Source organism: Nocardia pneumoniae NBRC 100136, assembly GCF_000308755.1.
GTDB lineage: Bacteria > Actinomycetota > Actinomycetes > Mycobacteriales > Mycobacteriaceae > Nocardia > Nocardia pneumoniae.
In genome coordinates this window covers 1-22,840 of record NZ_BAGF01000039.1, presented here as the reverse complement: position 1 = coordinate 22,840, position 22,840 = coordinate 1, and the positions used below count along the sequence as shown (strand labels likewise).

Genomic DNA, 22,840 nt, shown 5'->3' with positions numbered 1-22,840 from the left:
CGGCCACGACGAAGCCCCACGGCGGGAGGCCGGTCGGTCAGGCCCCGCCGTGGCGGCTAAGCAGAAGCATGGTGCGCATGATGGCTAGACTATACCCAACTCCTCAGACAAGTAGAGAGGTTGTGATGATCGCGCAGGTACGGCGTCATCCCTTGGCGGCGCAGACGGCCGAGGCGCTGCTCGCGCGCGTCAGGGCGGGCGAATGGCCGCTCGGCCACCGGCTGCCCGGCGAGACGACGCTGGCCGCGCAACTCGGCGTCGGACGTTCCACGCTGCGCGAGGCGATTCGCGAGCTGGCGGGCAAGGGCGTGCTGGACAGCCGCCAAGGCGCGGGCGTCTTCGTCACCGCGCTGGACGTCACCGAGGAATGGGATGTCGTGCTGCGCCGCGCCACCATCGCCTCGGTGATCGAGGCGCGCATCGCCATCGAGGCCGAAGCGGCCGCGCTGGCCGCGCAGCGACGCACCCCGGCCGACCTGCGGGCGATCCGCCGCGCCTTGGCGGCACGCGAGGCGCACGGCGAGCCGGTGGCCGAGCACGTCGACGCCGATATGGCGTTCCACCGGGCGGTCCTCGTCGCCGCCCACAACGACGTGCTCACCCAGCTGTTCGACAGCTTCCTCCCCCGCCTGCGCCTGGCGATGATCGACATGCTGAAGATCCGCCCGGTGCCCTCCGAATCCGCGGATCACGCCGCACACGAACGGCTGGCCGACGCGATCGCCGCCCGGAACTCCACCGCGGCCGCGGAATACAGCCGCACCCATCTGACCGCGCTGAAAGAGGCATTCACGTGACCGACGCTCCGGTGCTCGAACTGACCGACGTGACGTTCCGCCGCGACGGCAAAAAGATCATCGACGGCATCTCGCTCACCGTGCGCGCGGGCGAGCGCTGGGCGCTGCTCGGCCCCAACGGCGCGGGCAAGAGCACCCTGCTCGGGTTCTGCGGCGCGGTCACCTTCCCCACCTCCGGCTCCGTGCGCGTGCTCGGCGCGGAGCTCGGCCGTGTCGAACTACAGCGTCTGCGCCGCCACATCGGCCACGTGAACCCGCGCCATCCGCTGCGCTCTCCCCTGACGATCCGCGAAGTCGTGCTGACCGGCCTCACCGCGACGATCGACACCCCGATGCGCTGGACGCCAACACCGGACGAGCTCAGCCGCGCCGACGCGATGATCGACACCGTCGGCCTGACCGGCAAGGCGGACGAGATCTGGCCCACCCTCTCCCAGGGCGAGCGCGGGCGCACGCTCATCGCGCGAGCCCTGATCGCGCAGCCGCGGCTGCTGCTGTTCGACGAGCCGTCCACCGGCTTGGACGTGGCCGCGCGCGAACAACTGCTGGACACCATCGACACCCTCGACCGTACCCATCCGGACGTGGCGTCCGTCCTGGTCACGCACCACTTGGAGGAGCTGCCCAGCACGACTACCCACGCCCTGCTCATCGCCGACGGCCACACCGTCGCGGCAGGACCCGCGCCGGAGACGATCACCACCGAGAACGTCACCACCGCCTTCGCCCACCCGGTCGAGGTCCGCTACGACGACGGGCGCTGGACCGCCCGCGCGGCGCGCAGACCGACGGCCTGGCCGTCGCAGTGATCGAGTAGCGCCGCATCGGAACGGAAGATGTTGCAGGGCAGCGCCTTCCATTCTCTTCGTCCTCGCGGAGAACAGTCCGCACCACGGTGGTAACGCCGCTGTAATCGCCACACCGCAAACGCGTGTGAGCATGCAACGAAATCGCCTACCACCGAAGGGAATCCGATTCCGTGTGGCAGCTGTATCGAGCGGTACTCCGCACCGACGACCATCGCCTGCTCGGCTACGTCGAGGCGGGCCCGAAACTCATGGAACACGCCAGGATCGGCCACCATGTCGTCCAAGGAGTCGAGCGGCTGCTCGGGACGCCCGCCCGCGTGGTGTGGGCAGGTTACGCGGCACCGCCATCTGAACCGGATCGCGAAAACCTCTACCACACGGCGAGTTCCGTCGCGGCACTGGTAGCGCCCGAGCATGGCGCCGTCGGCCGGTACCTGATCAATCACGACCGACGGGTCTTCGTGGACAAGGCGACCGTGCTGGAAAACGACGCCCGTCATCGCATCCACCCACTGCCTTTGCTCGCTGCGGAACCCACACCGGACACCGGCCGAACCATCGGCGACCACACCCTTCTCGGCTCTTGGGCGAACGCGTTGGTGTCGGTGCGCGACATCGTGCCGGAGGGATTCGAGCAACTGAAGTTCGACCTGGTCGAACGCCGCAACTGATAGCGACCCAGCGGGTTGGTCCGCACTCGGACGACGCCTCGGCTCGAGCCCGGCCCTCGTGACGTACGCCGAACTCCACAGCTGCGGGCCGCGCGCACCCCTCAGTGCCCAGCCGTGTCCTCCGCCGCACCAGACCGGTATTCGGCCTCGGCGAGTTCCCGGAGGTTCAGCAACTGCTTGCGCATCATGATGACGTCACCCAGCGCCAGCGCCACCGCGAGGGGTTTCGGTCCGCCGAAGCGAACCCGGACGACCAACCTGGTCCCCGCCCCTTCGGGACGCACCGCATAGGTGACGCAGATCTTGCCGGTGATCAGCGTGATATGCCGGTCGAGGACGAAGGAGTCCAGTTCGAACTGGGACATGAACCGTTGTCCCACTTCCAATTCGGTGAGCTGGGGATCGCGATGACGCGGGCTGGGCTTGCCGAAGTTGTCCAGTAGGTCATAGCTGTAGGGAGCGATGCGCAACTGGCACAGCCAGGCGAAGACGAGCGCGGGCGGCGCGGCGATGCTGATCGACCGGTCGGCTTGCAGCCCACCGGGCTGCCGTTCGTCGCACGGTAGCGGCGCCGCACGCTCGGCTTCGGTGGCGCCCCATACGGTTCCGGGAATCATGCCGCAGCCGCGATTCGACGCAGCATCCCGCGCACCACCATGCGGTGGCCGCCGGTGCCGATGACCAGCGCGCGATAGATCCGGCCGTGCAGGCCGGGGAAGTCGCCGTAGCTCCGCGCGCGGACGCGGGTGCGGCTCGGCCCCTCTTCGTCCAGTTCGAAGATCAGCGCGTACTTCGAGAACCAGTGCTGTCCTCGCAACGCCAACCGGTGCGGTTCCTCGGCGGAATCGAGGACGAACCCGGACGGGACCGATGACGGATCGTGTGGATCTTTGCAGACCACTTTCAGCACCGCTTTCCACGCCCGATCCCGGTTCGCGTCGACCGATCTGGCATGCTCATCTATATAGGGCAAACGCTCCATATAGAAGGAACGTACTAGTACATGGCGCCACCCCGCAAGCACGACACCGACGTGATCCTCGACGCAGCACGCACCCTGGTGCTCGCCGACGGACCCCGCGCGGCCAGCGTGTCGGCGATCGCCGAGGCCAGCGGCGCTCCGGTGGGCACGCTGTATCACCGCTTCGGCAACCGCAATGGTGTGCTCACCGCCGCATGGTTGCGCGCGCTGCGGCGTTTCCAGGACCGCACCCTGGCCGCGGCCGACGAATCCGACCCGGTCGAGGCCGGTGTCGCGATGGCGCGGGCCGCGCTGCGGTTCGGACGCGAACTACCCGAGGACGCCAGGCTTCTGCTCAACCTGCGCCCCAGCGATCTGCTCGACGGCGGCCCCGACGCGGAGTTCCGCGCCACCTTGGCCGAGATGAACGCGCCCTTGATCGAGCATCTGCGTCGCATCACGGAAGGGTTGTTCGGCCGCGACGGCGAGCGCGAAATCGATGCGGTCACCCGCGCGATAGTCGACCTTCCTTACGCGGCGCTGCGCCGCCACGCCCAAGCCCCGTCGCTGCCCGAATGGCTGGAAGACGACGTGACCGCCGCCGCCCGCACCCTGCTGACCTCCTACCGACGCTGAGGCCGGGCTCAACCGGTGATCAGCGCGGGTGTGAGTTCGTCGAGACCGTCGATCACCCGGCAGGCCAATCGCAGCGCGTCGGCGGCAGGCGGGTACTCCGGTCGCGGGGCCGCGATGACGCGCATGCCCGCCGCGTGCGCCGAGCGTAGGCCGTTGCTCGAATCCTCCACGGCCACACAGTCGGTGGGCCGTTGACGCAGGAACGTCGCGACCGTCAGGTAGACGTCCGGCGCGGGCTTGCCCTGATCGACCTCCTCGGTGGAGAAGGTGACGGTGAAGAACTCGATCAGACCGGTGCGGCCGAGCACGCTGTCGATCAGGGCACGCGGCGACGAGCTGGCCAACCCGAGCGGCCAGTGCTCGCTGATCCGCTGCACGGCCTCGACCGCGCCCGGCAGCAGCGGGACGGCCTCGTCGTAGTGCGCGGCCATCCGGTCGACGACCTCGCGGGCGACGGTTTCCGGCGGCTCGCCGACGCCGAGTTCACCGCTGAGGTACTCCGACCATTCGCCGGTGCTCATCCCCATCAGCCGCTGCTGGGTATCGGGCAGCCACCGTCCACCCTTCTCCGCGACGTACCCGCGCCGCACCCGCTCCCACACCGGCTCGGAATCGATCAGTACGCCGTCCATGTCGAAGACAACCGCCGTAATACCCATGCACACAAAGCCTTTCACCAACCGAAACGGTCAGAGGTAGATCCGGGCCGAGTCCCGCACTCGACCGCCGGAACCGCGCCGGGTCACCCGTAAGAGCGCGATCACCGATCGATCACCAGCCTAGGCGGCTGCCCCGTCTCCGCTCGGCCCGGCGCGCTAGGGACTGACCGCACCCGGCCGCACCGTCGCCAGCGGACTACGGAGCACCCGGCACCCGACCAGCGAACATCCACCCGGCAACCGATAACGTGTTCTCATGAACGAACCGCAGACCGGCGACGCGCTACCGAGCAAGGAGCACCACGAGGGCGGTTTCCGCCCGATGCCCGAGCTCATCGCCGCCCACGAGGCCGCCAAGGACGACATCTCCCGAGGCGGGCCGCACTACGGCCAGTTCATCGAACAGGTCCGCGGCCTGATGGACCGGGTCCGGTTGGCCAGCCCCTCCGACGACCTCGCGGTAGAGGCGATCGGCCTGCTCAAGCAGCTGAACGACAAGCTCGACGACGCCCTCGTGGACGAGTGGTCGACCCCGAACTGGACCCGCTTCGACCTGCCCGCCCGCGGCAACATCACCCTGCCGCCGTTCGTCATCGACCACGTCGACCAGCACGGCGTCGACGCCCACGTCACGTTCCGCACCTACCACCTCGGCGGCAACAGCGCCGCCCACGGCGGCCAGATCGCCATCGCCTTCGATGATCTGCTCGGCATGGCCGCCGCCGTCCACGCGGGCGCGGTGACCAGAACCGCCTCCCTCACCGTCGATTACCGCTCCATCACCCCGCTGAACACCGAGCTGAAGGTCCGCGCGTGGGCCGAACGCCACGAGGGGCGCAAGGTCTACGTCCGCGCCACCCTGCACGACGGCGAGCGCCTGTGCGCCGAGGCGAACGGCCTGTTCATCGTGCTCAAACCCGGCCAACCCTGACCTGCTGACCACCACCCCCTCGCCGGTCAGGCGAAGCGCACCGTGAGCCTTTTGTCCACCGGGTTCGACTCGTCCCGCTCGGCGGCTTTGATCAGCACGGAGGAGATCGCTTCGAACGCTTCGACGCCCATCAGTTCTCTGCTGACCCCGGAGTTCTCCCAGACGATCTCGACCGGGCGTTCGACGTCCGTGGTCAGGCGGTCCCACAGGGCGGCCAGGTTGTGCCCGTAGTACGGGCCGAAGTCCAGGGGGGCCCACAGCGCGTGGTGCAGGTCCGCATGGGTCCGGATCTGTGTCCCGTCGATGGTGACGCGCATGGTGTTGCTTCCAATTCGACAGTTGGTACAAGTGGAGACAGTGGTTCGAAACTAGTCCATGAGCCTCAGCAGGCCGAGTTGCGGTTCGAGTGCGCCGTCCTGGCCGAGCGCACGGAAGTCAGCCGCTACGGCCGAGCGTGCGAGCTTCCCCGCGCGTACCGCGCGGTAGCGCACGAACGACCAGAGGAAGACATCGAGATTGTCGAAGCGAGTGCCCCCTTCGAGCACCTGCTCCTCGTGGAACCACACGGCCACTTGGCCGTTGGCGAGCAGGACATACAGATTGCCGCCTCCGTCCGCACCGATGGAGTACACATCGTCGTCGGTCAGCTCGGTCGGGTAGTCCGCATCGATGACGCGGCAGTCGTTGCCGGCGAAATCGAACCCGTAGGACCAATCGAAGATGTCCAAGAACTGCGGCAACCGTCCTGAGCGCACCCGGCTGTCGAACGCGGCCAGCGCCGCCGCATCGGTGGGCGCCAGGCGCTCGAGAAACGCCGCCACCGGTCGGGTCTGCTCGGGAAGGTGGACGGGTTCGGAATCAGGGAACCAACGCGCCAGGTCGGTGTCGAGGTCGCGTTCGGTGTAGCCGACCAGGTCGGCGAGGGTGAGCGTCACGCGGGGATTGTAGATCCGCAAAACGGCCACGTGACATCGGTCGTGACATGAGATGCCCTGCGCCCCATGGCATCCTGCAATGCCGATGAGCGAGTATCGCTAGGGTTGCCCCAACTCCTCGCCCGGCCGTTCTTCGAGCATTTCCACGAGGGCCGACGCGATGAGGGCCACGGCCCGATCATCGTCGCGGGTCAGTCGCCGGAGAATATCCAGCGCAATGGTCCCCGGCATCTCGGCGAGTGCCTGGGTCAGTCGTATCCGCGCCGCCGAGTCCGCCGCGTGTGCGGTCAGTTCGTCGACCAGCGCATTCATGATCCGGTCTGCGCACTGCGCGTCCCGCGCCAACGTTCCCAAGAGCTCGGCCGCCTCGACATCGTTCGGGCCTTCGGCCACCGTGCCGACAAGCGCCGGTACCGCCTGGGTCACGCCCCGCGCCCCCAGCGCGAGAGCGGCATGTCTGCGGACCGTCGTGTCCGCGTCGCCGAGCGCGTCGGTGAGCACCGCGGTCGTCTCGTCACCCGGTAGCTCGGCGAGCGCCAGGACCGCCCGCCGCCGGACGTCGACGTCTGCTGAGCCCATGCCGGATGCCACGATCGCCACGCCCTCTCCGTCGGCCCGAGCGAGCGCCCACCGCAGGGCTCCGGCAACATTCGGATCGGATTCGGTGAGGATCGCCTCGGCCAGCAGCTCGGCGGGCACCGTCACGTCATCGGCCGGGGCCAGGACGGCCTGCTGCCGCCGGGCGGCGCTCTGCGAACCGAGTCCGTGCAGGAGCGCGACGATGCGCAGGACGTCTTGCCAGCCGCAGGGCTCGGCCGCATCGACCGCACGGAGCCGCTCGAGGAGTTCTCGCTCCCGGTTCAGTCGTTCTTCGGTCTTTCGGATGAGGTCGCCGACCAGCGTGGCCGGGGTGAACCCGGGATCGTCGAGAGCGCGCCCGATTTGGCTCAGTGACAGTCCCAGCGACCGCAGCCCCTCGACGTGCAAGATCCGCCGGATGTCTTCGGGGGAGTATTCCCGGTAGCCACCCACGGTGCGGCCGGTCGGTCGTACCAACCCGAGGGAGTCGTAGTGCCTGAGCATCCGGGCGCTCACCCCCGAGCGCCGCGCCACCTCGCCGATCAGCACGCGGTTGTCTCCTCTCGGTCCGGTCCGAGCGCGACGACCCGCCGCGCCGCATCGACGGCGAGGTCGAATCCGGCATCCGGGTCGCGCAGAAGCCGCTGCGTGGCGCTCGCATGCGCCCGCACCGCCGGGTCGTGACTTGCCATCGCTTTTCGCAAGACCGGCTCGACCATATCGCCGAGCGCGACAAGGGCACGGCTCAGACTCCGTTGTACCTCCCGGTCACCGCGGCCGAATTGCACGGCCAGTTCCGCGGCCAGCGCCGCCTTCTCCCCGTCGGACACGAGAACGACGGCAGCGCGCCATGCACTGCGCGCGACCTCGTCGTCGGAATCGTGCAGCAACGACCGCGTGATCGCTGACCACGCGCTCTTGTCGCCGATCTTGGACAACGTGTGCAACGCCTGGCTCCGGGCCTGTGCGCGTTCGGAACGGAGCTCCGCGCGAAGTTTCGGAACCGTGATCTCCGACGGGAGACGGGTAAGCGCCCACGTCAGCATGTCGCGCACGAAGAAGTCCGGCTCGATCGCGCACCTCTCGACAAGCGCATCGACGAAACCGGGCTCCGAACGCGTGCCCACTGCCAGAGCCGCCGCCAGCCGCGCCGACGAGTTCCCAACCGCCAGTGCGTCGAGCAGTCGAGTCTCTTGTGGATTCCTGTGTGTCGAGTTGATGGTGACCACCTCCGGCAGCCAGTCAAAGGCTTCACACAGTGACAATGTCAAGCGCATCTCAGGTTCAGTCATTTCTGACCTCGGGAAGACGGCCGAGGTCGCGACGTTTCGAGTTCAAGGCTCGAGGTAAAGCCGCTCGTTCGGCAAGCGCGGCAGCCCAGCCGTGTCGCCGGGAATGACGGTCACCGCGTCGTGGTAGTGGCGAGAGCGCCAGTCCTGCATGAAGGTCCATGCGGCCGTCACGCAGGCGACGAAGTCCAAACGCAGGTCATGGAATTGAATCGACAGGTGGACGTCGTCCTCGTCAGGCCGTGGAGATGCGTAATGGCTCATTCGCCGTCAGGCCCCCAGCCGAACGGCGCTGCATGCCCGAATCGAGTCGACGACCGCAAGTCCGGACGGGCGGAACAAGTCGCGGGGAGCGTGCACCCATGTTCGGAAACTGATCGGCCCGGAGGTGGGCGAGGGCAATGCGATCTGTGCTCCGAAGGGCGAAACGGAGACGTTGAGCCGAAACAGTTCGGCGAACAGTTTCGTATCGTCGGGCACATCCGGCCGCGCCAGGAAAGACCAGCGTTTCGATCGAGGGTGCGAGACGATGGGGCCGAGTCCGACTTTGCGGTCGAGCATGTGGTTCTTCACGCGTGCACCGAGGGGCGCGGGCATGGTGATCGCGCCGACGCTGCCTGTCGGCACGATGATTCGTCCACCGGCCTCTGGCTGCACTACCGCCGCGAGCCCGCAGACCTCCCGGTAGAACCGGCACCGGGTCAACGGTGTGTCTTCGAGTATCCCGGATTCCGCAATTGGCATGCGTGGGCCTTCCCCTGCTCGTCATTGGTGAGCGCCCACCGCCGGGGAGCCGATGAAGGGCACGGCATCGACCCGGCGGTGGGGCTGCTCATCAGCGTCGCGTGACCGTTGCTGTCGTTGCAGTCACGCGACGGCGACCGAGCCCTTACGCTGCCTGTACGAAGAACACAGGCGGGGACGGGGGCGTGATGTTCGTAGTGACCAGGTGGACCGGCGTGGGGGTACGTGCATTGCGAAGGGAGGCACTGCGCGTCAGCCAGCCGAAGTTCGCCGAGATGACAGGATTTTCCGAGGCGGTCATAGGAAAGTGGGAACGTCGTGGCGCGACGATCACACTGGCCGGTGAGTTCGCCGCTGGCATGGATACGGTGCTCGGAAGGCTGGATGAGCCCCAGTTGGCGCGGTTTCAGGCAGCGTTGGCCGAGTCCGGGTGCTCGGTTGGTTCCGGCGTGGAGTCGGCAAATCGTCCTATCATCGCGGTCGAAGGTAGTGGTGATCTTCGCGTGCCGGACGCGGCGGTGCAGGAAGTCGAGCACGACGTGAAACGGCGCGAGTTCGGCAAGCTGGCTACAGCCGGTGCTGTCGCAATCTTTCTCTCCGAAAGCCGCGGCCGGATTGGCATGGGTGACGTCCAACGGCTCTTGGCCGGTGTCGACGCACTCGATCAGGAGGATCAGCGCACAGGCGGAGCCCAGTTGGTTGATGCTGCCGTCGAAAAGCTGGCGCACGCCAAAAACTGGCTCGAAACCGGTGCGTTCGACCCGCCTATTGGGAACGCCTTCACCAGTGCGACCGGACAACTCGCAGTGCTCGCTGGGTGGCTCGCCTACGACGCGGATCGGCACCAGCTCGCGCGCCGGTGCTTTGCAGACGCCATGGCGCTCGCCACTGAGGCCGACGACAGTGACCTGATCGCACATAGTTGCTTGTATGCGGCGCTTCAATCCTGCTCTCTTACGCGTGCCGACCTCGGCGGAAGCCCCTATAAGGCGCTGCAACTGGCTAATCGTGCCCGCGACCTGATGCGTGGTCGGCCACCAGGTCGAATCCATGCGTTGATCGCCGTTCGTGAGGCACAGGCGTACGGCCTACTCGGTGACCGGATTGCGTTCGGCCGTGCTATTGCGACAGCGTGGCGTGAGTTGGACCAGGCTATGCAGCTCGAGCCGCTGGAGGAAGTTCCCCAGTGGCTGCGATTCGTGACATATTCCGAGATCGCCGATCACGAGGCCCGCGGCTACGCTGACATGGGTGACCTGCGTCGATCTGTCGAGTTGTACGCGACTGCCGTGGACCGACCCGCAGGAATGCGTAACGCCACGATCGTTCGCGCATGGTCAGCCGCAACCAGGGCCCGTCTCGGCGATGTGAGTGGCGCACTCGAACATGGGTACCCGGCATTGACGAACCCGTCCGCCATGGCGTCGACACGCATATTGCGTCGACTAGAGCCGGTGCGGACAGCGGTCGATGGACTAGCTGCCGGTACGGATTTCCGCGACCTGTACGACTCCCTGGCTCAGAAAGCGATAACCGCATGACCGGCTTTCCGGAGGGCCTGGAATTCGAGCATTGCACCGCTGCCGAAGCACGTTCTCGACGCCAAATGGTCGAGGATATCTACCGCAGTTCATATGTCGACGCCATCGCCTCCGGAGATCCATTCGACTCGCCTTCGGAATTTATGCGCCGGTTCGATTCCTACACCGATCCCCGTCACAGCGGATTCGCGTATGTGCTTGCGCGAGTGGACGGTAAGCCCGCAGGCCAGATCTGGGGCTGGCCGCTACCGCCGAACGCGCGATGGTGGACAGGATTGCATCTCGACAGCGGCGACCTCGAGGAGTTCACTGCCGAGGACGGCACACGGACGTTCGGAGTCAGCGAGATCATGGTGTGCGCTGAATATGCAGGTCAGGGAATCGCACATGCGCTGCATGACGAATTGCTGAGCTCCAGAACCGAGCAGCGTGCGACACTGCTCGTCGAAGCGGACAACGACCGCGCCTACGAGCGTTATCGGCGATGGGGCTGGAATAGGGTCGGATGGCGGCGCCCATCTTGGCCCGGCGCTCCACGTTTCGATGTGCTGATCCGCGAGTTGCGCTGACCAGCCGAGTCATCGAAGCGTTGCGCGATCGTTGCTCACGGTGATTGAGCTAATTTTTGGTAAACATCTTTTAGAAGTCACCACAGGTGCTCGACTTGCGGCCTGGTATCAAGGAGATATCGACAGCCGCGTAGTCGATGACCAACGCAGCATAGGAGTCATAGTGATCATCGCCTTCTCCGTAACTCCAGTTGGGACGGGTGAAAGTGTCGGTGCCGCAGTGGCCGAAGCGGTACGCGTCATACGCGCCAGTGGCTTACCGAACGAGACCAACGCGCTGTTCACCACCATCGAAGGAGAATGGGATGAGGTCATGGCAGTGATCAAGCAGGCGATAGACGCCGTCATGGAAGTAGCGCCACGATGCAGCATCGTGCTCAAGGGCGATGTGCGCCCCGGTTCGACAAACGCGATCACATCGAAAGTCGAGTCCGTAGAGCGGCACCTGAAGGGAACCCAGAAGCCGTAGCCTGTTTCGTGGGCTGCATATGTCCGCAATCCGGCAATACGGTCTGCTACTCGCGGCATCCACAGGTGATGGCCCCGAGCGCTCCACCCGTCAGGCGTCGAAGCGGCGACGGGATGCCTCGATGTGCCCGAGGTAGAGCTGCGTCCAGTCGCACATTCGGTGGACCGTCTCGCAGAGGGCCTGACCTGGCTCGGTGAGGGTGTAGTCGACTCGCGGCGGGACGGTGGGGTGGACGGTGCGCTCGGCCAGGCCGTTGCGTTCGAGCATGCGCAGGTTCTGGGTGAGCATCTTGTGGCTGATGCCCTCGACTTCGTTCCGTAATTCGCCGAAGCGCAGGGTGCGTTCGCCTAGCGCCTCGATGATCAGCAGAGCCCACTTGTTGGCGACGTCCGAGAAGATCTCTCGCGCCAGCGAGTCCGCGCGCGTCAGGTCCGCTTGGTTGGGTGAGCCGCTGAACTGTTTGGTCACCATATGGTTCCTCAGTCACTGAAAAGTGCGTTCTTCCATGTCACCGAACACTCTCCTACGGTTTCTCAGTAACCACAAGAGAGCACGAGCCGGCTCTCATGACGAGGAGGCAGGGAGTATGGCCATCACCTTGGTGAATCCGCGCGGATTGCCGGAGATCGACGCCTACCGGCAGGTGTCGATCGCGACCGGGTCGAAGCTTGTCTTCATCGCCGGGCAGGTCGCCTGGGACGCCGATGGTGTCACGGTCGGCGCGGGTGACCTCGCCGCTCAGGTCGAGCAGTGCTACCTCAACATCGGCACGGCCCTGGCCGAGGTCGGTGGATCCTTCGACGACGTGGCGAAACTGACCGTCTACGTCGTCGATTGGACCCCCGACAAGATGACCCTGTTCCTGGAGGGCGTTGCTCGGGTGGCCGCGAAGCTCGGGGTCACCCCCGTACCGCCTGGCACGCTGCTGGGCGTCGCGGCACTGGACGTTCCCGAACATCTGGTCGAGATCGAAGCCACGGCGATCCTCAACTGAACAGACGTTCTTCCTAGTGCCCCGTCCAGATAGCTTCACTGGTATTCGAGTTCGGTGACGCGACGAGGTTAGTCGAATGGCGGTGCGACACGCCGTGGCCAGCCGCCTTTCGACTACCTTCGCGGACTTGTCCATACCGGCGGTTACAGCAGAAGCTGTCTGGATGAGGCACTAGCTCCCGTCAATCGCCCTTCGGGTGGGTCAGCGGCATGCCGAAAGCGGCGAACAGCGTTGGCTCGAGAAAGACGGTGATGGCGGCGATCCCGTCGAAGCCCGTGGTGATGACGTGGATCGAATGGGCTTCCAGGATGCCATCTGCGTCGCGACGGTATTCGGCGACAGCGGGTTGTCCGTTCGCGGCCGTGGGGATGAGCATGAGATCGCCAGGCTTCGCGAAGGCACGCTTGGCGAGGAAGCGAGTGACAGCGTCGCGTCCGGTGAACCACAGCGGCACCGGCGGCATTTCCAGCCTGACGTCGGCCGCCAAGAGCTCGGTGAGGGCTGCGAGGTCGGCGTTCTCGAATGCCGCGCAGTAGCGGTCGAGCAGTGCGCGGCGTTCGGCGTCCTCCGGTTCGGTCGCGTTTTCGTCGGTGGGGGCGACCTCGGCGAGGTGGGCGCGGGCCCGCTGCAGGGCGCTGTTGACCGCGGCAGGGGTGGTTTCGAGCAGTTCCGCCACTTCAGCGGCACTGAACTGTGCGACATCGCGCAGGATCAACACAGCCCGCTGACGCGCGGGCAGCTCTTGCATGGCCGTCACCACGGCCAGCCGGATGCTTTCCCTGGCGACAAGCGCCGTTTCCGGTGTCAACGCGTCTGGCAGCGGCTGCATCCATTGGTAAGCACCGGTGTCGCGGTCGAGACCCGCATCGGGGTCGACCGAGCCTGCGCCCAGTCCGGCCGGTAGCACCCGGCGAGCGCGGTTCTCCAGTGCGCGCAGGCACGCGGTCGTCGCGATGCGGTACAACCAGGTCCGCAGCGCCGCGCGTTCCTCGAACGCCGGATAGCCGCGCCAGCCGCGCAGGTACGTCTCCTGGACGAGATCCTCGGCGTCGTGCACCGAACCGAGCATGCGGTAGCAGTGCGCGATCAATTCGGCACGGAACGGCGCCGCCTGCTCGATGAAATCCTCCTGGACGGGCACGGTCGTACTCCTAGGTCTCGACGGGACAGGGATGGGCACCCCTACCAGTACAGATACGTCCGGCGGCCGAAATTCATCGGTCGGCTCGGCCCCAGATCGTCAAGGAAAGCGACCGGTCGGCGGCGCACCGATGAATCGGGGCGGCGCGACGTATCTGAATTGGTGAGGACCTCGAGCACATCACCAACGAAAGCGAATACGACCGTGAACGAAACATTCGAGCCCAGCGGCCTCGACGGCACGACGGCGATCGTGACCGGGGCCAGCCGTGGATTCGGCCGCGGCATCGCCAAGGCGCTGTCAGCCGCCGGTGCGCATGTCGTCGGCGTCGCCCGGACCAGCGCGCAGCTCGACGCCGTGCGCGACGAACTCGGCGCTACCTTCACCGCGGTGGCCGCGGACGCCGCCGACCCCGCGACGGCCAGCAGGCTACTCGACGAGCATCAACCGCGCACGGTGGTCCTGTGCGCGGGGGCCGCTCCACGGATGAGCCCCTTGCAGGACCAGACGTGGGAGACCTTCAGCCAGAACTGGAATGTCGACGTAGCGCAGGCGTTCCACTGGATTCGCGAAGCACTTCGGCGCCCGCTTCAACCAGGTAGCTCGGTGATCGCGATCTCCAGCGGCGCGGCGATCAACGGGTCGCCGCTCAGCGGCGGCTACGCGGGGGCAAAGGCCACCGTCCGGCTCATCACGAGCTATGCCGCCGTCGAGTCGGAACGGGCCGGGCTGGGGATCCGGTTCGTATCCGTCCTCCCACAGTTGACGCCCGCCACCGACCTGGGCGCCGCGGCGGTGACGGCCTACGCCGAGCGGCAAGGTGTCGACGTCGACACGTTCGTGCGGTCCCTGGGACCCACGCTCACCCCGGATCAGGTGGGCAAGTCGGTTCTCGAAATCGCGACCGCCGAGCACCCGGTTCACCACGCGAACACGCTCACCTCCGCGGGCATATCACCGCTGGCCTGAATGACCGAAACCGACAGGAAGGACATCGCAATGCAAACACCGCCGATCGTCTCACCACAGGAGTGGGAGGCAGCGTGGCAGCAAATGCTCGTGAAGGAGAAGGAGTTGACCCGCGCACGTGACGCGCTGGCCGCCTCGCGGCGGCGGATGCCGTGGCAGGCCGTGGACAAGGAGTACGTGTTCGAGGGTCCCGAGGGCAAGGCGAGCCTGCTCGACCTGTTCCAGGGTCGGCGTCAGCTGATCGTCTACCGCGCCTTCTTCGAGCCCGGCGTGCACGGCTGGCCCGAGCACGCCTGCCGCGGCTGCTCCATGATGGCCGATCACGTCCCCAATTCGGCCCACCTCAACGCCCGCGACACGACACTCGTGTACGCCTCCCGCGCACCACAGGAGGACATCCAGCGCCTGAAGGCTCGGATGGGCTGGGAGATGCCGTGGTACACCATCACCGACGACTTCGACGCCGACTTCGGCGTGGACGAATGGCACGGCACGAACGCATTCATCCGCGACGGCGACCGCGTGTTCCGCACCTACTTCATCAACAGTCGCGGCGACGAGGCACTGGGGACCACGTGGAGCTACCTCGACATGACCGCGCTGGGACGCCAAGAGCAGTGGGAGGACTCGCCGGACGGCTACCCGCAGACCCCGCCCTACGAATGGTGGGACTGGCACGACGCATACGGCCAGCACACGCCGTCGCGGTGGTTCGGCGACCCCGACCCGGACAACCCGAATGACCCACGGCCGCCGCGAGCCGACTCGGAGGGCCGCGCCGCCACCTGATCGACACCCACCGCCTCCGGACTCTTCGCCGTCACGACCGCGTGCGACCTCGCACGGGTCGTGACGGCGACGCCGGTGGACGAGCGGCGAGATCAGCGCCGCGGATCGTGGTGCTGTTCACCGCGCTGCGCCACGCGCTCGGGCACGCGAGCACCCCTCCCGGCTGGTCGCCGCCATCGGTGCGGTACCGAAGGCCCTCAGCGCCCCGGGAAGTGCGCCGCTCGATACGCGCCGAACCGTGCGTCCACCTGCTCGGCGGTCAGGCCGAAATCATCCAGGGTGTAGCGATGCGCCGGACGTGCCGCGCCCGAGGTGCTTTCGGCGTGCAACGCGGTCATCGCGGCGGTCGCTTCCTCCGTCAACGGCAGGTCGAAATGACGATAGATCGACTCGACCGTGCCGATCGGGTCGGCGACGAAGTCGTCGTAGTCGACGTCGCAGAACTGGGCAGCGTCGTGTCGCTTGCGATCGGCGAGGAACCGTTCCGCGCCGCGCGCCCACAGGTCCAGTTGTGCCGCGCCGACCACCGGTCCGCGGAATTTCTCCGACCAGCCCGCCGACGCCTGCTCGTTCAGGCTGCACACCGACGCGATGATCGTGCGCGGGTCACGGTGCATCTGGATGATCAGCGCGTCCGGGTAGACCTCGAAAATGGCGTCCAAGGCGAACAGGTGGCTCGGGTTCTTGAGCACCCAGCGTTTTCCGGCGTCCGGCAGCCCGATCAGTTGCAGGTTGCGCCGGTGCCTGCGGTATGCGGGAGTCCAATCCCGGTCCCGCAGCCATTCGGAATAGCGGGGCAGGTAGGCCAGGCACTCGTAGGACACCGACATGGCCGATTGCCGCAGCAACTGCCAGCACTCTTCGACCTGGTCGGCCGAGATGTGGTGCACACCCATGAATTCCGGGTGCTCCACGTGGTGCTTCTCGTAGGCCGCCGCGAGGCGCTGGTACACCGGGTTGCTCGCCCACGTCTCCCGTGGCGGGCGCGGCTGCGGCATCTCGGTCAGCCACATCTCCAGTCCCTGGTGCGCCGGGTCGGCGTTGAGCAGGCGATGCACCGCCGTCGTGCCCGAGCGCGGCAGCCCGGTCACGAAGATCGGACGCTCGATCGCCACGTCGGCGTGTTCCGGAAAACGTCGCCAGGCCGCCTCGCTGAGCAGCCGGGCGATCAGCGCGCCGCGCAGAAAAGCGCGATTCACCTTGTTGCCGAACGGGGTCAGCTCGGCGTCCTTGGCGTAGGACTCGAGCAGCACCTCGAGCCCTTCGCGGTAATCGTCGGTACCGAAATCATCCAGCCCGACCACCTTGGTGGCCGAGGCGTGCAGATCGTCGATGGTCCCGACGTCGTCCCTACCGATCACGGTCATCTCCTAGTGGTGGTATTCGCCGCCGTTGACGTCCAGGCACGCGCCGGTGATCGCGCGCGACAGGGCGGACGCGAAGAACACGACCGCGTCGGCGATCTCGTCGGGTTCGGGCAGTTTGCGCAAGTCGATGGTCTTCGCGGTCTCGGCGTAGACCTCTTCGGCGGTGATCCCCCGCTGCTGCGCCAGGTAGTTGAAGTACCACTTCAGGTTGTCGGCCCAAATGTAGCCGGGCGCAACGGAATTCACCCGAATGCCCTTCGGCCCGAGTTCGGTGGCCAAGCTCTGCGCCAACGCGAGCAGGCTGGACTTCGCCATCTTGTACGGACCGAAGGTCCGCCGCGAATGGCGCAGCACCGCCGAGTTGATCATCACCACCGAACCCTTGGTCTCGGTGAGCGCGGGCACGAACAGCCTGGTCAGCCGCAGCGCGGCCAGCACGTTGGTCTCGAACCCCGCCCGCACCTGGTCCAGGTCGACATCGAGGAGATCCACGATGGGCGGGATCGCGAACGCGTTGTTGACCAGCGTGTCGACCTTGCCGAACGCGCTGAGCGCGGTCTCGGCCAGATTCGCCGCCGCGGCCTCGTCGTCGATGTCGGTCGGCACGACCACGGCGCGCCTGCCGAGTTCGGTGATCTCCTTGGCCACTTCGATCAGGCGGGATTCCGTCCGCGAGGCGAGCACCACGTCCGCGCCCGCTTTCGCGCTCTGCACGGCGATGGCGCGGCCCAGTCCCGGCCCGACACCGGAAACCACAACAACCTTGTCCTGCAACAACATCAGCCGAGCATCCTCTCCGCGACGGCCACCTGCCGCGCCGCGATCCGCTCGCGCCACTGCTCCGGCGTGACGCGCGCCCGGTCGTAGAAGGGCAGCCGCTCGGGCAGGTCGGCGACCGAAACGACCTCGACGGTGGGGCCGTCGTCGGGTTTCATGTCCCTGGACAACCGCTGCCAGCGGAACTGCAGATACCCCCGGGCGTGGCCGGTGCGTTCGATCCAATTGGCCAGGCCGGGGTCGCGCTCGCTGACCACCAGCCGGATCATCCCGTCCGGGTCCACGTGCGCCTGGTCGGCGGTGAGGCTGGTCTGGTGGTTGATGTAGTCCAGCGACAGGTACCACATGCTGCCGAGCTGGAATCCCTGATACGGCGCGTCCGACTTCGGCACCGTGATGATCACGGCCTGGTCGTCGTCCAGGTCGTAATGACCGACCGAGGAGAACTGGGTGGTGAGCCCGCCCGGCGTCGAGCGCGGCTCGGTGAGCGTGTTCACCGGCAGGTTCAGATAGAACCACTCCGGGAAGGCGAGGAAGGTCTTCAGCCGCGACACCAGCATCTTGCCCGCCACGCCGTACCGCTTGGTGAGCACGTCCTTGGTCAGCGGCGGCGGGGCGGCGCCGATCCGGTCCACCCGCTGGATGCGGATCGTGCCCGCCTTCTCGGTCGACCAATCGCTGTAGACCTCGCGCACCACGAGCATCGCCGCGTCCGGGCTCAGGTGCACGTAGCCGGGCCGCGCCTCGCCGGGGCCGAACCGGATCTGGTAGGACCCGTCGGCGCCGATCGCGAGTTCGCGATCATCGAAGGCGGTGAGGCTGTCGGGTACGTCCACCGGCGAATAGTCGCCGTTGAGCACCTGGAAGCTCAGGTCGCGGGTGGTGCCGCGGGTGCCGGTCACCACGTATTCCGCGTCCGGCCGCAGGTAGGAGTGGAAGTAGAGGGTGTCCGGGTTGTCCAAGCCCATCTTGGTGTACGGCCCGGTGGACTGCACGAAGAACGGGAAGTCCCGCTCGTAGGCCCAGGCCATTTGCAGCGACGCGCGGATGCTGCCCGCCAGATAGTCGTAGCCCTCGACGAGGTCCTGTTCGGTGCGGATGTGCGCGGCTCCGGTGATGATCTGCTCGGCGGCGGCGATGGCGTCCGCGAACGGCTGTGTCAGCAAGAGGCTCTCTCCGGTGTTCCAAATATGTACCACTCTGGTACATTTCGATACAGGGAAGATTAGAACGTGTTCTAGGAGTGGTCAATGGTCGGCCGTCGGTCCGCGCCCACCGCGCGGGTGGTTCAGGTGCTGGATTTCTTCGTCGAGCAGCGCGGCAAACGCTTCGGGCTCTCCGAACTCGCCCGCGAGCTCGACCTGGCCAAACCGACCTGTCTGGGCATCCTCACCGAACTGACCGCGGGCGGCTACCTGGTGCGCGACGCGGATACCCGCACCTACGGGCTCGGACCAGCGCTGATCGCCGCGGGCCGGGTGGCGCAGGACAGTTTCGCGATCTCCGCGCTCGCCCGCGTGGAGCTGGAGAAACTCACCGCGCGCTATCGCACGACCTGCACCGCGTCGGCCGTGGTCGGCGAGCAGATCATGGTGCTGGAAAGCACCGGGCCCGGCCTGGTCAAGGTGGGCGCGGCCTACCATTTCGCGCCACCGGTCGGCCTGATGTACGTACTCTGGGACACCGACGCCGCCTTCGACGCCTGGCTGGCCAAGCCGCCGGCGGTGCCGCTGCGACAGGACGAGGCACGCCTGCGCCAGGTGGTCGCCGAGTGCCGCGAGCGCGGGTTCCTGGTGGAGAGCATGACCGCCGCGGGACGGCGGCTGTACTCGCTCCTGGCCGGGGTCGCGGACCGGGACCTACCCCCTGAGCTGCGCGAACTGGTCGCCGAGCTGGTGACGAGTCTCGGCGAGCGGGTCTATCTGGGGTCGGATCTGCGGCCACGCAAGGAGCACGCCGTGAGCCTGCTCGCCGCGCCGACCTATGACGGCGACGGCAGGCAGAACATGGTGCTCACGATGTATGTCGGCGCCTCCATCACCGGCGCGGAGATCGCCCGGCGCGGCGCGGCGCTGGTGGCCGCCGCCGACGCGGTGACGGCGAGCTCGGGTGGCCGCAAACCATTGACCGATAACCGAAACGTGTTCTAGTTTTGCGGTGTGAGCCAGTACGCGAAGTCGACGGCGAGCACCTACGAGCTGCCCCATCTGGACGCGCTCGAGGCCGAGTCGGCGCACATATTCCGTGAAGTGGCAGCAACATTCGAACGCCCGGTGTTGCTGTTCTCCGGCGGCAAGGACTCGGTGGTGATGCTGCACCTGGCGGCCAAGGCCTTCTGGCCCGCGCCGCTGCCGTTCCCGGTGCTGCACATCGACACCGGGCACAACTTCGACGAGGTGATCGCCTACCGCGACGCCACGGTGGCGCGCTTGGGACTGCGCCTGGTCGTGGGGCGGGTCCAGGACGACATCGATGCCGGACGCGTGGTCGAGGAGAGCGGCCCACGTGCCTCCCGCAATCGGTTGCAGACGACGACGTTGCTGCGCGCGATCCAGGAGGGATCGTTCGACGCGGTCTTCGGCGGCGCGCGCCGCGACGAGGAGAAGGCTCGCGCCAAGGAGCGGGTGTTCAGCTTCCGCGACGAGTACGGGCAATGGGATCCGCGCAGGCAGCGGCCCGAGCTGTGGAACCTCTACAACGGCAGGCACCGGCCGGGCGAGCACATCCGGGTGTTCCCGCTCTCGAACTGGACCGAGCTGGACATCTGGAGCTACATCGCCGCCGAGGGCATCGAATTGCCCGCGCTGTACTACGCGCACCGCAGGCCGGTGGTGCAACGCGACGGAATGCTCTTGGCGCACACCCGTTTTCTCCAGCTCCTCGACGGCGAGCACCCGTACGAGGCCACCGTGCGATTCCGCACCGTCGGCGACGCCACCTGCACCGGCTGCGTCGAATCCACCGCGACGACCCCGGCGGAAGTGGTGGCCGAGGTCGCCGCCGCGCGGGTCACCGAGCGCGGCGCCACCCGCGCCGACGACCGCATCTCCGAGGCAGGCATGGAAGACCGCAAACGCGAAGGCTACTTCTGATGACGACCACCACCTTGTTGCGCCTCGCGACCGCGGGCAGCGTCGACGACGGCAAGTCGACCCTGATCGGACGACTGCTGTTCGACTCGAAGACCCTTTTCACCGACCAGCTCGCCGCGGTGGAGCGCACCAGCCGCGACCGCGGCGACGACTACCCGAACCTGGCACTGCTCACCGACGGCCTGCGCGCCGAACGCGAACAGGGCATCACCATCGATGTGGCGCACCGGTATTTCGCCACGCCCAGAAGGAAATTCATCATCGCCGACACCCCGGGGCACGTGCAGTACACCCGGAATATGGTGACCGGCGCCTCCACCGCCGACTTGGCGCTGATCCTGGTGGACGCGCGTAAAGGCGTGGTGGAGCAGACCCGCCGCCATGCCTTCCTGGCCAGCCTGCTCGGCATCCCGCACTTGGTGCTGTGCGTGAACAAGATGGATCTGGTCGACTGGTCGCAGGAGCGGTTCGAGGAGATCCGCGAGGAATTCGCGCGATTCGCCTCCAAGCTCGACGTCTCCGACCTGACGTTCGTTCCGGTGTCGGCGCTGCACGGCGACAATATCGTGCACCGCGGCGCCAGCATGCCGTGGTACGAGGGCACTCCCCTGCTGCACCACCTCGAGGAGGTGCACATCGCCTCGGACCGCAATCTGATCGACGCGCGGTTCCCGGTGCAGTACGTCACGCGCAGGCACGCCGAGGATTTCCGCGGATATGCGGGCACCGTCGCGGGCGGGGTGTTCAAGCCGGGCGACGAAGTCGCGGTGCTGCCGTCCGGATTCACCACCACGGTCACCGCGATCTGGGGTCCGGGCGGCAAACCGGTCGCGGAAGCCTTTCCGCCGCAGGCGGTCACGATTCAGCTCGCCGATGAGCTGGACATTTCCCGAGGCGACTTGATCTGCCGACCCAACAATCGCCCGCATGCGGGCCGCGACCTGGACGCGATGGTGTGCTGGTTCGCCGAGGAAACCCAGCTCACCCCCGGCGCCACCTACACGATCCGGCACACCACCCGTGCCGCCACAGCCGAGGTCCGTTCCCTGGACTACCGGCTGGACGTCAACACGCTGCATCGCGACGAGGGCGCGGAGTCGTTGTCGCTCAACGAAATCGGCCGCGTTCAGCTGCGCTGCCGTCAGCCGCTGCTGTTCGATCCGTACCGGCGCAACCGCGCCACCGGCAGTTTCATCCTGGTCGACGAGGCAACCAACAACACCGTCGCCGCGGGCATGATCACCGGCCCGACCCTGCCGTCGGCCCGGGTGGTCTGGCATTCCACCGCGGTCGGGCGCGACGAGCGCGCCACCCGCGGTCTCACCGTCTGGCTGACCGGTATGTCCGGCTCCGGAAAGTCCACCGTCGCGGTGGAACTGGAACGCAGGTTGGTGGCCGCGGGCCGCCCGGCATTCCTCCTCGACGGCGACAACCTGCGCCACGGGCTCAACTCCGATCTCGGATTCAGCGCGGCCGACCGGGTCGAGAACGTCCGCCGCGTCGGCGAGGTGGCCCGCCTGTTCGCCGAAGCCGGAGTGGTAGCGGTGGTTTCGCTGATCAGCCCCTACCGGGCCGACCGCGATCGGGTTCGCGCCGCGCACGAGGCGGCGGGCATTCCGTTCCTGGAGGTCTTCGTCGACACGCCGCTGGCGGTCTGCGAAGCCCGCGACCCCAAGGGCATGTACGCCAAGGCGCGGGCGGGCGAGATCCGCGGCTTCACCGGCATCGATGATCCCTACGAGGCACCGGTTAACGCCGATGTCGTCCTGCGACCCGACCACGGCGACCCAGCCTCGATGGCGGCGACCATCATCGCGCGACTAACGCGGATGGATTGACCTGAGCCGAGGTGCCTCGCCCGCGAGGCGGGGCACCTCCAGCGCACGTTTTCCATGGGCCGCCGCACAACCTATTCCGACCGCATGACAGCGGCATTCGGGCACGTCTGGGAATGCCGCGCACCGGGGATCCGGTGCGCGGCAGCACTCACATCCGGATCAGCTCGGAAGGTCGTCGACCGATGCGGATTCGTTGCGGGACAGGGTTATTCCGAGATTGGCGGCGGTGCGATCGATTTCGTCCTCGTCGCCCCGGTGCAATTCGATGGCGGAGCCAGCGGAG

General features: G+C 67.1%; 29 protein-coding genes. 14 read left to right on the top strand and 15 right to left on the bottom strand.

The window, feature by feature from the left end; genetic code table 11:
- Nucleotides 1-125: 125 nt before the first annotated feature.
- The 3 genes from ON34_RS10765 (at nucleotide 126) to ON34_RS10755 (ending at nucleotide 2,277) form a co-directional block, all read left to right on the top strand.
- Complete coding sequence (locus ON34_RS10765) at nucleotides 126-797, top strand: FadR/GntR family transcriptional regulator (protein ID WP_040777812.1); 672 nt, start codon at nucleotides 126-128, stop codon at nucleotides 795-797.
- A complete protein-coding gene (locus ON34_RS10760; protein WP_040777809.1) occupies nucleotides 794-1,606 on the top strand; it encodes an ABC transporter ATP-binding protein in 813 nt (270 codons plus the stop codon). The genes ON34_RS10765 and ON34_RS10760 overlap by 4 nt, the downstream gene beginning before the upstream one ends.
- A gap of 170 nt (nucleotides 1,607-1,776) precedes the next feature.
- The gene (locus ON34_RS10755) at nucleotides 1,777-2,277 is read left to right on the top strand and encodes a hypothetical protein (protein ID WP_040777808.1); all 501 of its coding nucleotides are present in this window, start codon (nucleotides 1,777-1,779) and stop codon (nucleotides 2,275-2,277) included.
- 101 nt (nucleotides 2,278-2,378) lie between these two features.
- Here the strand turns inward: ON34_RS10755 and ON34_RS10750 are convergent, their stop codons facing one another.
- Together ON34_RS10750 and ON34_RS10745 are read right to left on the bottom strand one after the other, a co-directional pair.
- Entirely contained in the window at nucleotides 2,379-2,894 is a 516-nt protein-coding gene (locus ON34_RS10750; RefSeq protein WP_040777807.1) for an SRPBCC family protein, read from the bottom strand.
- Entirely contained in the window at nucleotides 2,891-3,259 is a 369-nt protein-coding gene (locus ON34_RS10745) for a hypothetical protein (RefSeq protein ID WP_040777804.1), read from the bottom strand. The genes ON34_RS10750 and ON34_RS10745 overlap by 4 nt, the downstream gene beginning before the upstream one ends.
- 21 nt (nucleotides 3,260-3,280) lie before the next feature.
- Between ON34_RS10745 and ON34_RS10740 the strand changes: the two genes are divergently transcribed.
- Nucleotides 3,281-3,874 (top strand): TetR/AcrR family transcriptional regulator, encoded by a 594-nt coding sequence (locus tag ON34_RS10740; protein WP_040777802.1) that lies wholly within the window; start codon nucleotides 3,281-3,283, stop codon nucleotides 3,872-3,874.
- An 8-nt stretch (nucleotides 3,875-3,882) separates the two neighbouring features.
- On the opposite strand, the gene ON34_RS10735 is transcribed toward ON34_RS10740, so the two are convergent.
- Nucleotides 3,883-4,533 carry an HAD family hydrolase gene (locus ON34_RS10735; protein WP_040777799.1) on the bottom strand — a complete coding sequence of 217 codons (651 nt, stop codon included), beginning with the start codon at nucleotides 4,531-4,533 and terminating at the stop codon, nucleotides 3,883-3,885.
- 256 nt (nucleotides 4,534-4,789) lie between these two features.
- Here ON34_RS10735 and ON34_RS10730 point away from each other — a divergent pair, with 256 nt between their 5' ends.
- Nucleotides 4,790-5,464 carry a PaaI family thioesterase gene (locus tag ON34_RS10730; RefSeq protein WP_040777796.1) on the top strand — a complete coding sequence of 225 codons (675 nt, stop codon included), beginning with the start codon at nucleotides 4,790-4,792 and terminating at the stop codon, nucleotides 5,462-5,464.
- Nucleotides 5,465-5,490: 26 nt separating this feature from the next.
- On the opposite strand, the gene ON34_RS10725 is transcribed toward ON34_RS10730, so the two are convergent.
- From ON34_RS10725 to ON34_RS10700, 6 genes are all read right to left on the bottom strand, one after another.
- Nucleotides 5,491-5,781: a barstar family protein gene (locus tag ON34_RS10725; protein ID WP_040777793.1), complete on the bottom strand. Its 291-nt coding sequence runs from the start codon at nucleotides 5,779-5,781 to the stop codon at nucleotides 5,491-5,493.
- 51 nt (nucleotides 5,782-5,832) lie between these two features.
- Nucleotides 5,833-6,399, bottom strand: coding sequence for a hypothetical protein (locus ON34_RS10720; RefSeq protein WP_040777861.1), 567 nt, complete (start codon nucleotides 6,397-6,399; stop codon nucleotides 5,833-5,835).
- 99 nt (nucleotides 6,400-6,498) lie between these two features.
- Nucleotides 6,499-7,527, bottom strand: coding sequence for a MerR family transcriptional regulator (locus tag ON34_RS10715; protein WP_040777790.1), 1,029 nt, complete (start codon nucleotides 7,525-7,527; stop codon nucleotides 6,499-6,501).
- On the bottom strand, nucleotides 7,521-8,207 hold the full coding sequence (locus tag ON34_RS10710) for a HEAT repeat domain-containing protein (protein ID WP_373291904.1): 687 nt from the start codon (nucleotides 8,205-8,207) through the stop codon (nucleotides 7,521-7,523). Before ON34_RS10710 ends, ON34_RS10715 begins: the two co-directional genes overlap by 7 nt.
- 105 nt (nucleotides 8,208-8,312) lie before the next feature.
- Complete coding sequence (locus tag ON34_RS10705) at nucleotides 8,313-8,531, bottom strand: hypothetical protein (RefSeq protein WP_040777787.1); 219 nt, start codon at nucleotides 8,529-8,531, stop codon at nucleotides 8,313-8,315.
- Between the two features lie 6 nt (nucleotides 8,532-8,537).
- Nucleotides 8,538-9,011 carry a hypothetical protein gene (locus tag ON34_RS10700; RefSeq protein WP_040777784.1) on the bottom strand — a complete coding sequence of 158 codons (474 nt, stop codon included), beginning with the start codon at nucleotides 9,009-9,011 and terminating at the stop codon, nucleotides 8,538-8,540.
- Between the two features lie 215 nt (nucleotides 9,012-9,226).
- Here ON34_RS10700 and ON34_RS10695 point away from each other — a divergent pair, with 215 nt between their 5' ends.
- The 3 genes from ON34_RS10695 to ON34_RS10685 all read left to right on the top strand — a co-directional run bounded on the left by ON34_RS10695 (nucleotide 9,227) and on the right by ON34_RS10685 (nucleotide 11,590).
- Complete coding sequence (locus ON34_RS10695) at nucleotides 9,227-10,552, top strand: NsdA family TPR-like regulatory protein (RefSeq protein WP_157172256.1); 1,326 nt, start codon at nucleotides 9,227-9,229, stop codon at nucleotides 10,550-10,552.
- Nucleotides 10,549-11,121: a GNAT family N-acetyltransferase gene (locus ON34_RS10690; protein WP_040777778.1), complete on the top strand. Its 573-nt coding sequence runs from the start codon at nucleotides 10,549-10,551 to the stop codon at nucleotides 11,119-11,121. The genes ON34_RS10695 and ON34_RS10690 overlap by 4 nt, the downstream gene beginning before the upstream one ends.
- 163 nt (nucleotides 11,122-11,284) lie before the next feature.
- A complete protein-coding gene (locus tag ON34_RS10685; protein ID WP_040777775.1) occupies nucleotides 11,285-11,590 on the top strand; it encodes an MTH1187 family thiamine-binding protein in 306 nt (101 codons plus the stop codon).
- Between the two features lie 90 nt (nucleotides 11,591-11,680).
- Here the strand turns inward: ON34_RS10685 and ON34_RS10680 are convergent, their stop codons facing one another.
- Nucleotides 11,681-12,061 carry a winged helix-turn-helix transcriptional regulator gene (locus tag ON34_RS10680; protein WP_040777772.1) on the bottom strand — a complete coding sequence of 127 codons (381 nt, stop codon included), beginning with the start codon at nucleotides 12,059-12,061 and terminating at the stop codon, nucleotides 11,681-11,683.
- A gap of 115 nt (nucleotides 12,062-12,176) precedes the next feature.
- Here ON34_RS10680 and ON34_RS10675 point away from each other — a divergent pair, with 115 nt between their 5' ends.
- Nucleotides 12,177-12,584, top strand: a complete 408-nt coding sequence (locus ON34_RS10675; RefSeq protein WP_040777769.1) for a RidA family protein — start codon at nucleotides 12,177-12,179, stop codon at nucleotides 12,582-12,584.
- 181 nt (nucleotides 12,585-12,765) lie between these two features.
- Here ON34_RS10675 and ON34_RS10670 read toward each other — a convergent pair whose 3' ends face one another.
- The gene (locus tag ON34_RS10670) at nucleotides 12,766-13,725 is read right to left on the bottom strand and encodes an RNA polymerase subunit sigma-70 (protein WP_040777766.1); all 960 of its coding nucleotides are present in this window, start codon (nucleotides 13,723-13,725) and stop codon (nucleotides 12,766-12,768) included.
- A gap of 204 nt (nucleotides 13,726-13,929) precedes the next feature.
- Between ON34_RS10670 and ON34_RS10665 the strand changes: the two genes are divergently transcribed.
- Complete coding sequence (locus ON34_RS10665; protein WP_040777763.1) at nucleotides 13,930-14,694, top strand: SDR family NAD(P)-dependent oxidoreductase; 765 nt, start codon at nucleotides 13,930-13,932, stop codon at nucleotides 14,692-14,694.
- 30 nt (nucleotides 14,695-14,724) lie between these two features.
- A complete protein-coding gene (locus tag ON34_RS10660) occupies nucleotides 14,725-15,483 on the top strand; it encodes a DUF899 domain-containing protein (RefSeq protein ID WP_040777855.1) in 759 nt (252 codons plus the stop codon).
- A 197-nt stretch (nucleotides 15,484-15,680) separates the two neighbouring features.
- Here the strand turns inward: ON34_RS10660 and ON34_RS10655 are convergent, their stop codons facing one another.
- The 3 genes from ON34_RS10655 to ON34_RS10645 are packed head-to-tail and all read right to left on the bottom strand — an operon-like array spanning nucleotide 15,681 to nucleotide 18,793.
- Nucleotides 15,681-16,850: a sulfotransferase family protein gene (locus ON34_RS10655; RefSeq protein WP_040777760.1), complete on the bottom strand. Its 1,170-nt coding sequence runs from the start codon at nucleotides 16,848-16,850 to the stop codon at nucleotides 15,681-15,683.
- A gap of 3 nt (nucleotides 16,851-16,853) precedes the next feature.
- Nucleotides 16,854-17,630, bottom strand: coding sequence for an SDR family oxidoreductase (locus tag ON34_RS10650; protein WP_040777852.1), 777 nt, complete (start codon nucleotides 17,628-17,630; stop codon nucleotides 16,854-16,856).
- Nucleotides 17,630-18,793: a hypothetical protein gene (locus ON34_RS10645; protein WP_040777849.1), complete on the bottom strand. Its 1,164-nt coding sequence runs from the start codon at nucleotides 18,791-18,793 to the stop codon at nucleotides 17,630-17,632. Before ON34_RS10645 ends, ON34_RS10650 begins: the two co-directional genes overlap by 1 nt.
- Before the next feature lie 84 nt (nucleotides 18,794-18,877).
- Here ON34_RS10645 and ON34_RS10640 point away from each other — a divergent pair, with 84 nt between their 5' ends.
- The 3 genes from ON34_RS10640 to cysC are packed head-to-tail and all read left to right on the top strand — an operon-like array spanning nucleotide 18,878 to nucleotide 22,557.
- The gene (locus ON34_RS10640; RefSeq protein ID WP_040777756.1) at nucleotides 18,878-19,777 is read left to right on the top strand and encodes a helix-turn-helix domain-containing protein; all 900 of its coding nucleotides are present in this window, start codon (nucleotides 18,878-18,880) and stop codon (nucleotides 19,775-19,777) included.
- 9 nt (nucleotides 19,778-19,786) lie between these two features.
- Nucleotides 19,787-20,719, top strand: coding sequence for a sulfate adenylyltransferase subunit CysD (cysD, locus tag ON34_RS10635; protein ID WP_040777753.1), 933 nt, complete (start codon nucleotides 19,787-19,789; stop codon nucleotides 20,717-20,719).
- On the top strand, nucleotides 20,719-22,557 hold the full coding sequence (gene cysC / locus ON34_RS10630) for an adenylyl-sulfate kinase (RefSeq protein WP_040777750.1): 1,839 nt from the start codon (nucleotides 20,719-20,721) through the stop codon (nucleotides 22,555-22,557). The genes cysD and cysC overlap by 1 nt, the downstream gene beginning before the upstream one ends.
- Before the next feature lie 159 nt (nucleotides 22,558-22,716).
- On the opposite strand, the gene ON34_RS38520 is transcribed toward cysC, so the two are convergent.
- On the bottom strand, nucleotides 22,717-22,840 hold a 124-nt coding region (locus ON34_RS38520), incomplete at its 5' end, for a hypothetical protein (RefSeq protein WP_373291903.1).

Excerpts from the sequence above, each read along its gene's own strand:
- ON34_RS10690 (WP_040777778.1), top strand. The coding sequence starts at position 10,549 with ATGACCGGCTTTCCGGAGGGCCTGGAATTCGAGCATTGCACCGCTGCC.
- ON34_RS10700 (WP_040777784.1), bottom strand. The coding sequence starts at position 9,011 with ATGCCAATTGCGGAATCCGGGATACTCGAAGACACACCGTTGACCCGG.
- ON34_RS10650 (WP_040777852.1), bottom strand. The coding sequence starts at position 17,630 with ATGTTGTTGCAGGACAAGGTTGTTGTGGTTTCCGGTGTCGGGCCGGGA.
- cysC (WP_040777750.1), top strand. The coding sequence starts at position 20,719 with ATGACGACCACCACCTTGTTGCGCCTCGCGACCGCGGGCAGCGTCGAC.
- ON34_RS10655 (WP_040777760.1), bottom strand. The coding sequence starts at position 16,850 with ATGACCGTGATCGGTAGGGACGACGTCGGGACCATCGACGATCTGCAC.
- ON34_RS10745 (WP_040777804.1), bottom strand. The coding sequence starts at position 3,259 with ATGGAGCGTTTGCCCTATATAGATGAGCATGCCAGATCGGTCGACGCG.
- ON34_RS10640 (WP_040777756.1), top strand. The coding sequence starts at position 18,878 with ATGGTCGGCCGTCGGTCCGCGCCCACCGCGCGGGTGGTTCAGGTGCTG.
- ON34_RS10730 (WP_040777796.1), top strand. The coding sequence starts at position 4,790 with ATGAACGAACCGCAGACCGGCGACGCGCTACCGAGCAAGGAGCACCAC.
- ON34_RS10705 (WP_040777787.1), bottom strand. The coding sequence starts at position 8,531 with ATGAGCCATTACGCATCTCCACGGCCTGACGAGGACGACGTCCACCTG.
- ON34_RS10765 (WP_040777812.1), top strand. The coding sequence starts at position 126 with ATGATCGCGCAGGTACGGCGTCATCCCTTGGCGGCGCAGACGGCCGAG.
- ON34_RS10660 (WP_040777855.1), top strand. The coding sequence starts at position 14,725 with ATGCAAACACCGCCGATCGTCTCACCACAGGAGTGGGAGGCAGCGTGG.
- ON34_RS10750 (WP_040777807.1), bottom strand. The coding sequence starts at position 2,894 with ATGATTCCCGGAACCGTATGGGGCGCCACCGAAGCCGAGCGTGCGGCG.
- ON34_RS10740 (WP_040777802.1), top strand. The coding sequence starts at position 3,281 with ATGGCGCCACCCCGCAAGCACGACACCGACGTGATCCTCGACGCAGCA.
- ON34_RS10725 (WP_040777793.1), bottom strand. The coding sequence starts at position 5,781 with ATGCGCGTCACCATCGACGGGACACAGATCCGGACCCATGCGGACCTG.
- ON34_RS10680 (WP_040777772.1), bottom strand. The coding sequence starts at position 12,061 with ATGGTGACCAAACAGTTCAGCGGCTCACCCAACCAAGCGGACCTGACG.
- ON34_RS10675 (WP_040777769.1), top strand. The coding sequence starts at position 12,177 with ATGGCCATCACCTTGGTGAATCCGCGCGGATTGCCGGAGATCGACGCC.
- ON34_RS10735 (WP_040777799.1), bottom strand. The coding sequence starts at position 4,533 with ATGGGTATTACGGCGGTTGTCTTCGACATGGACGGCGTACTGATCGAT.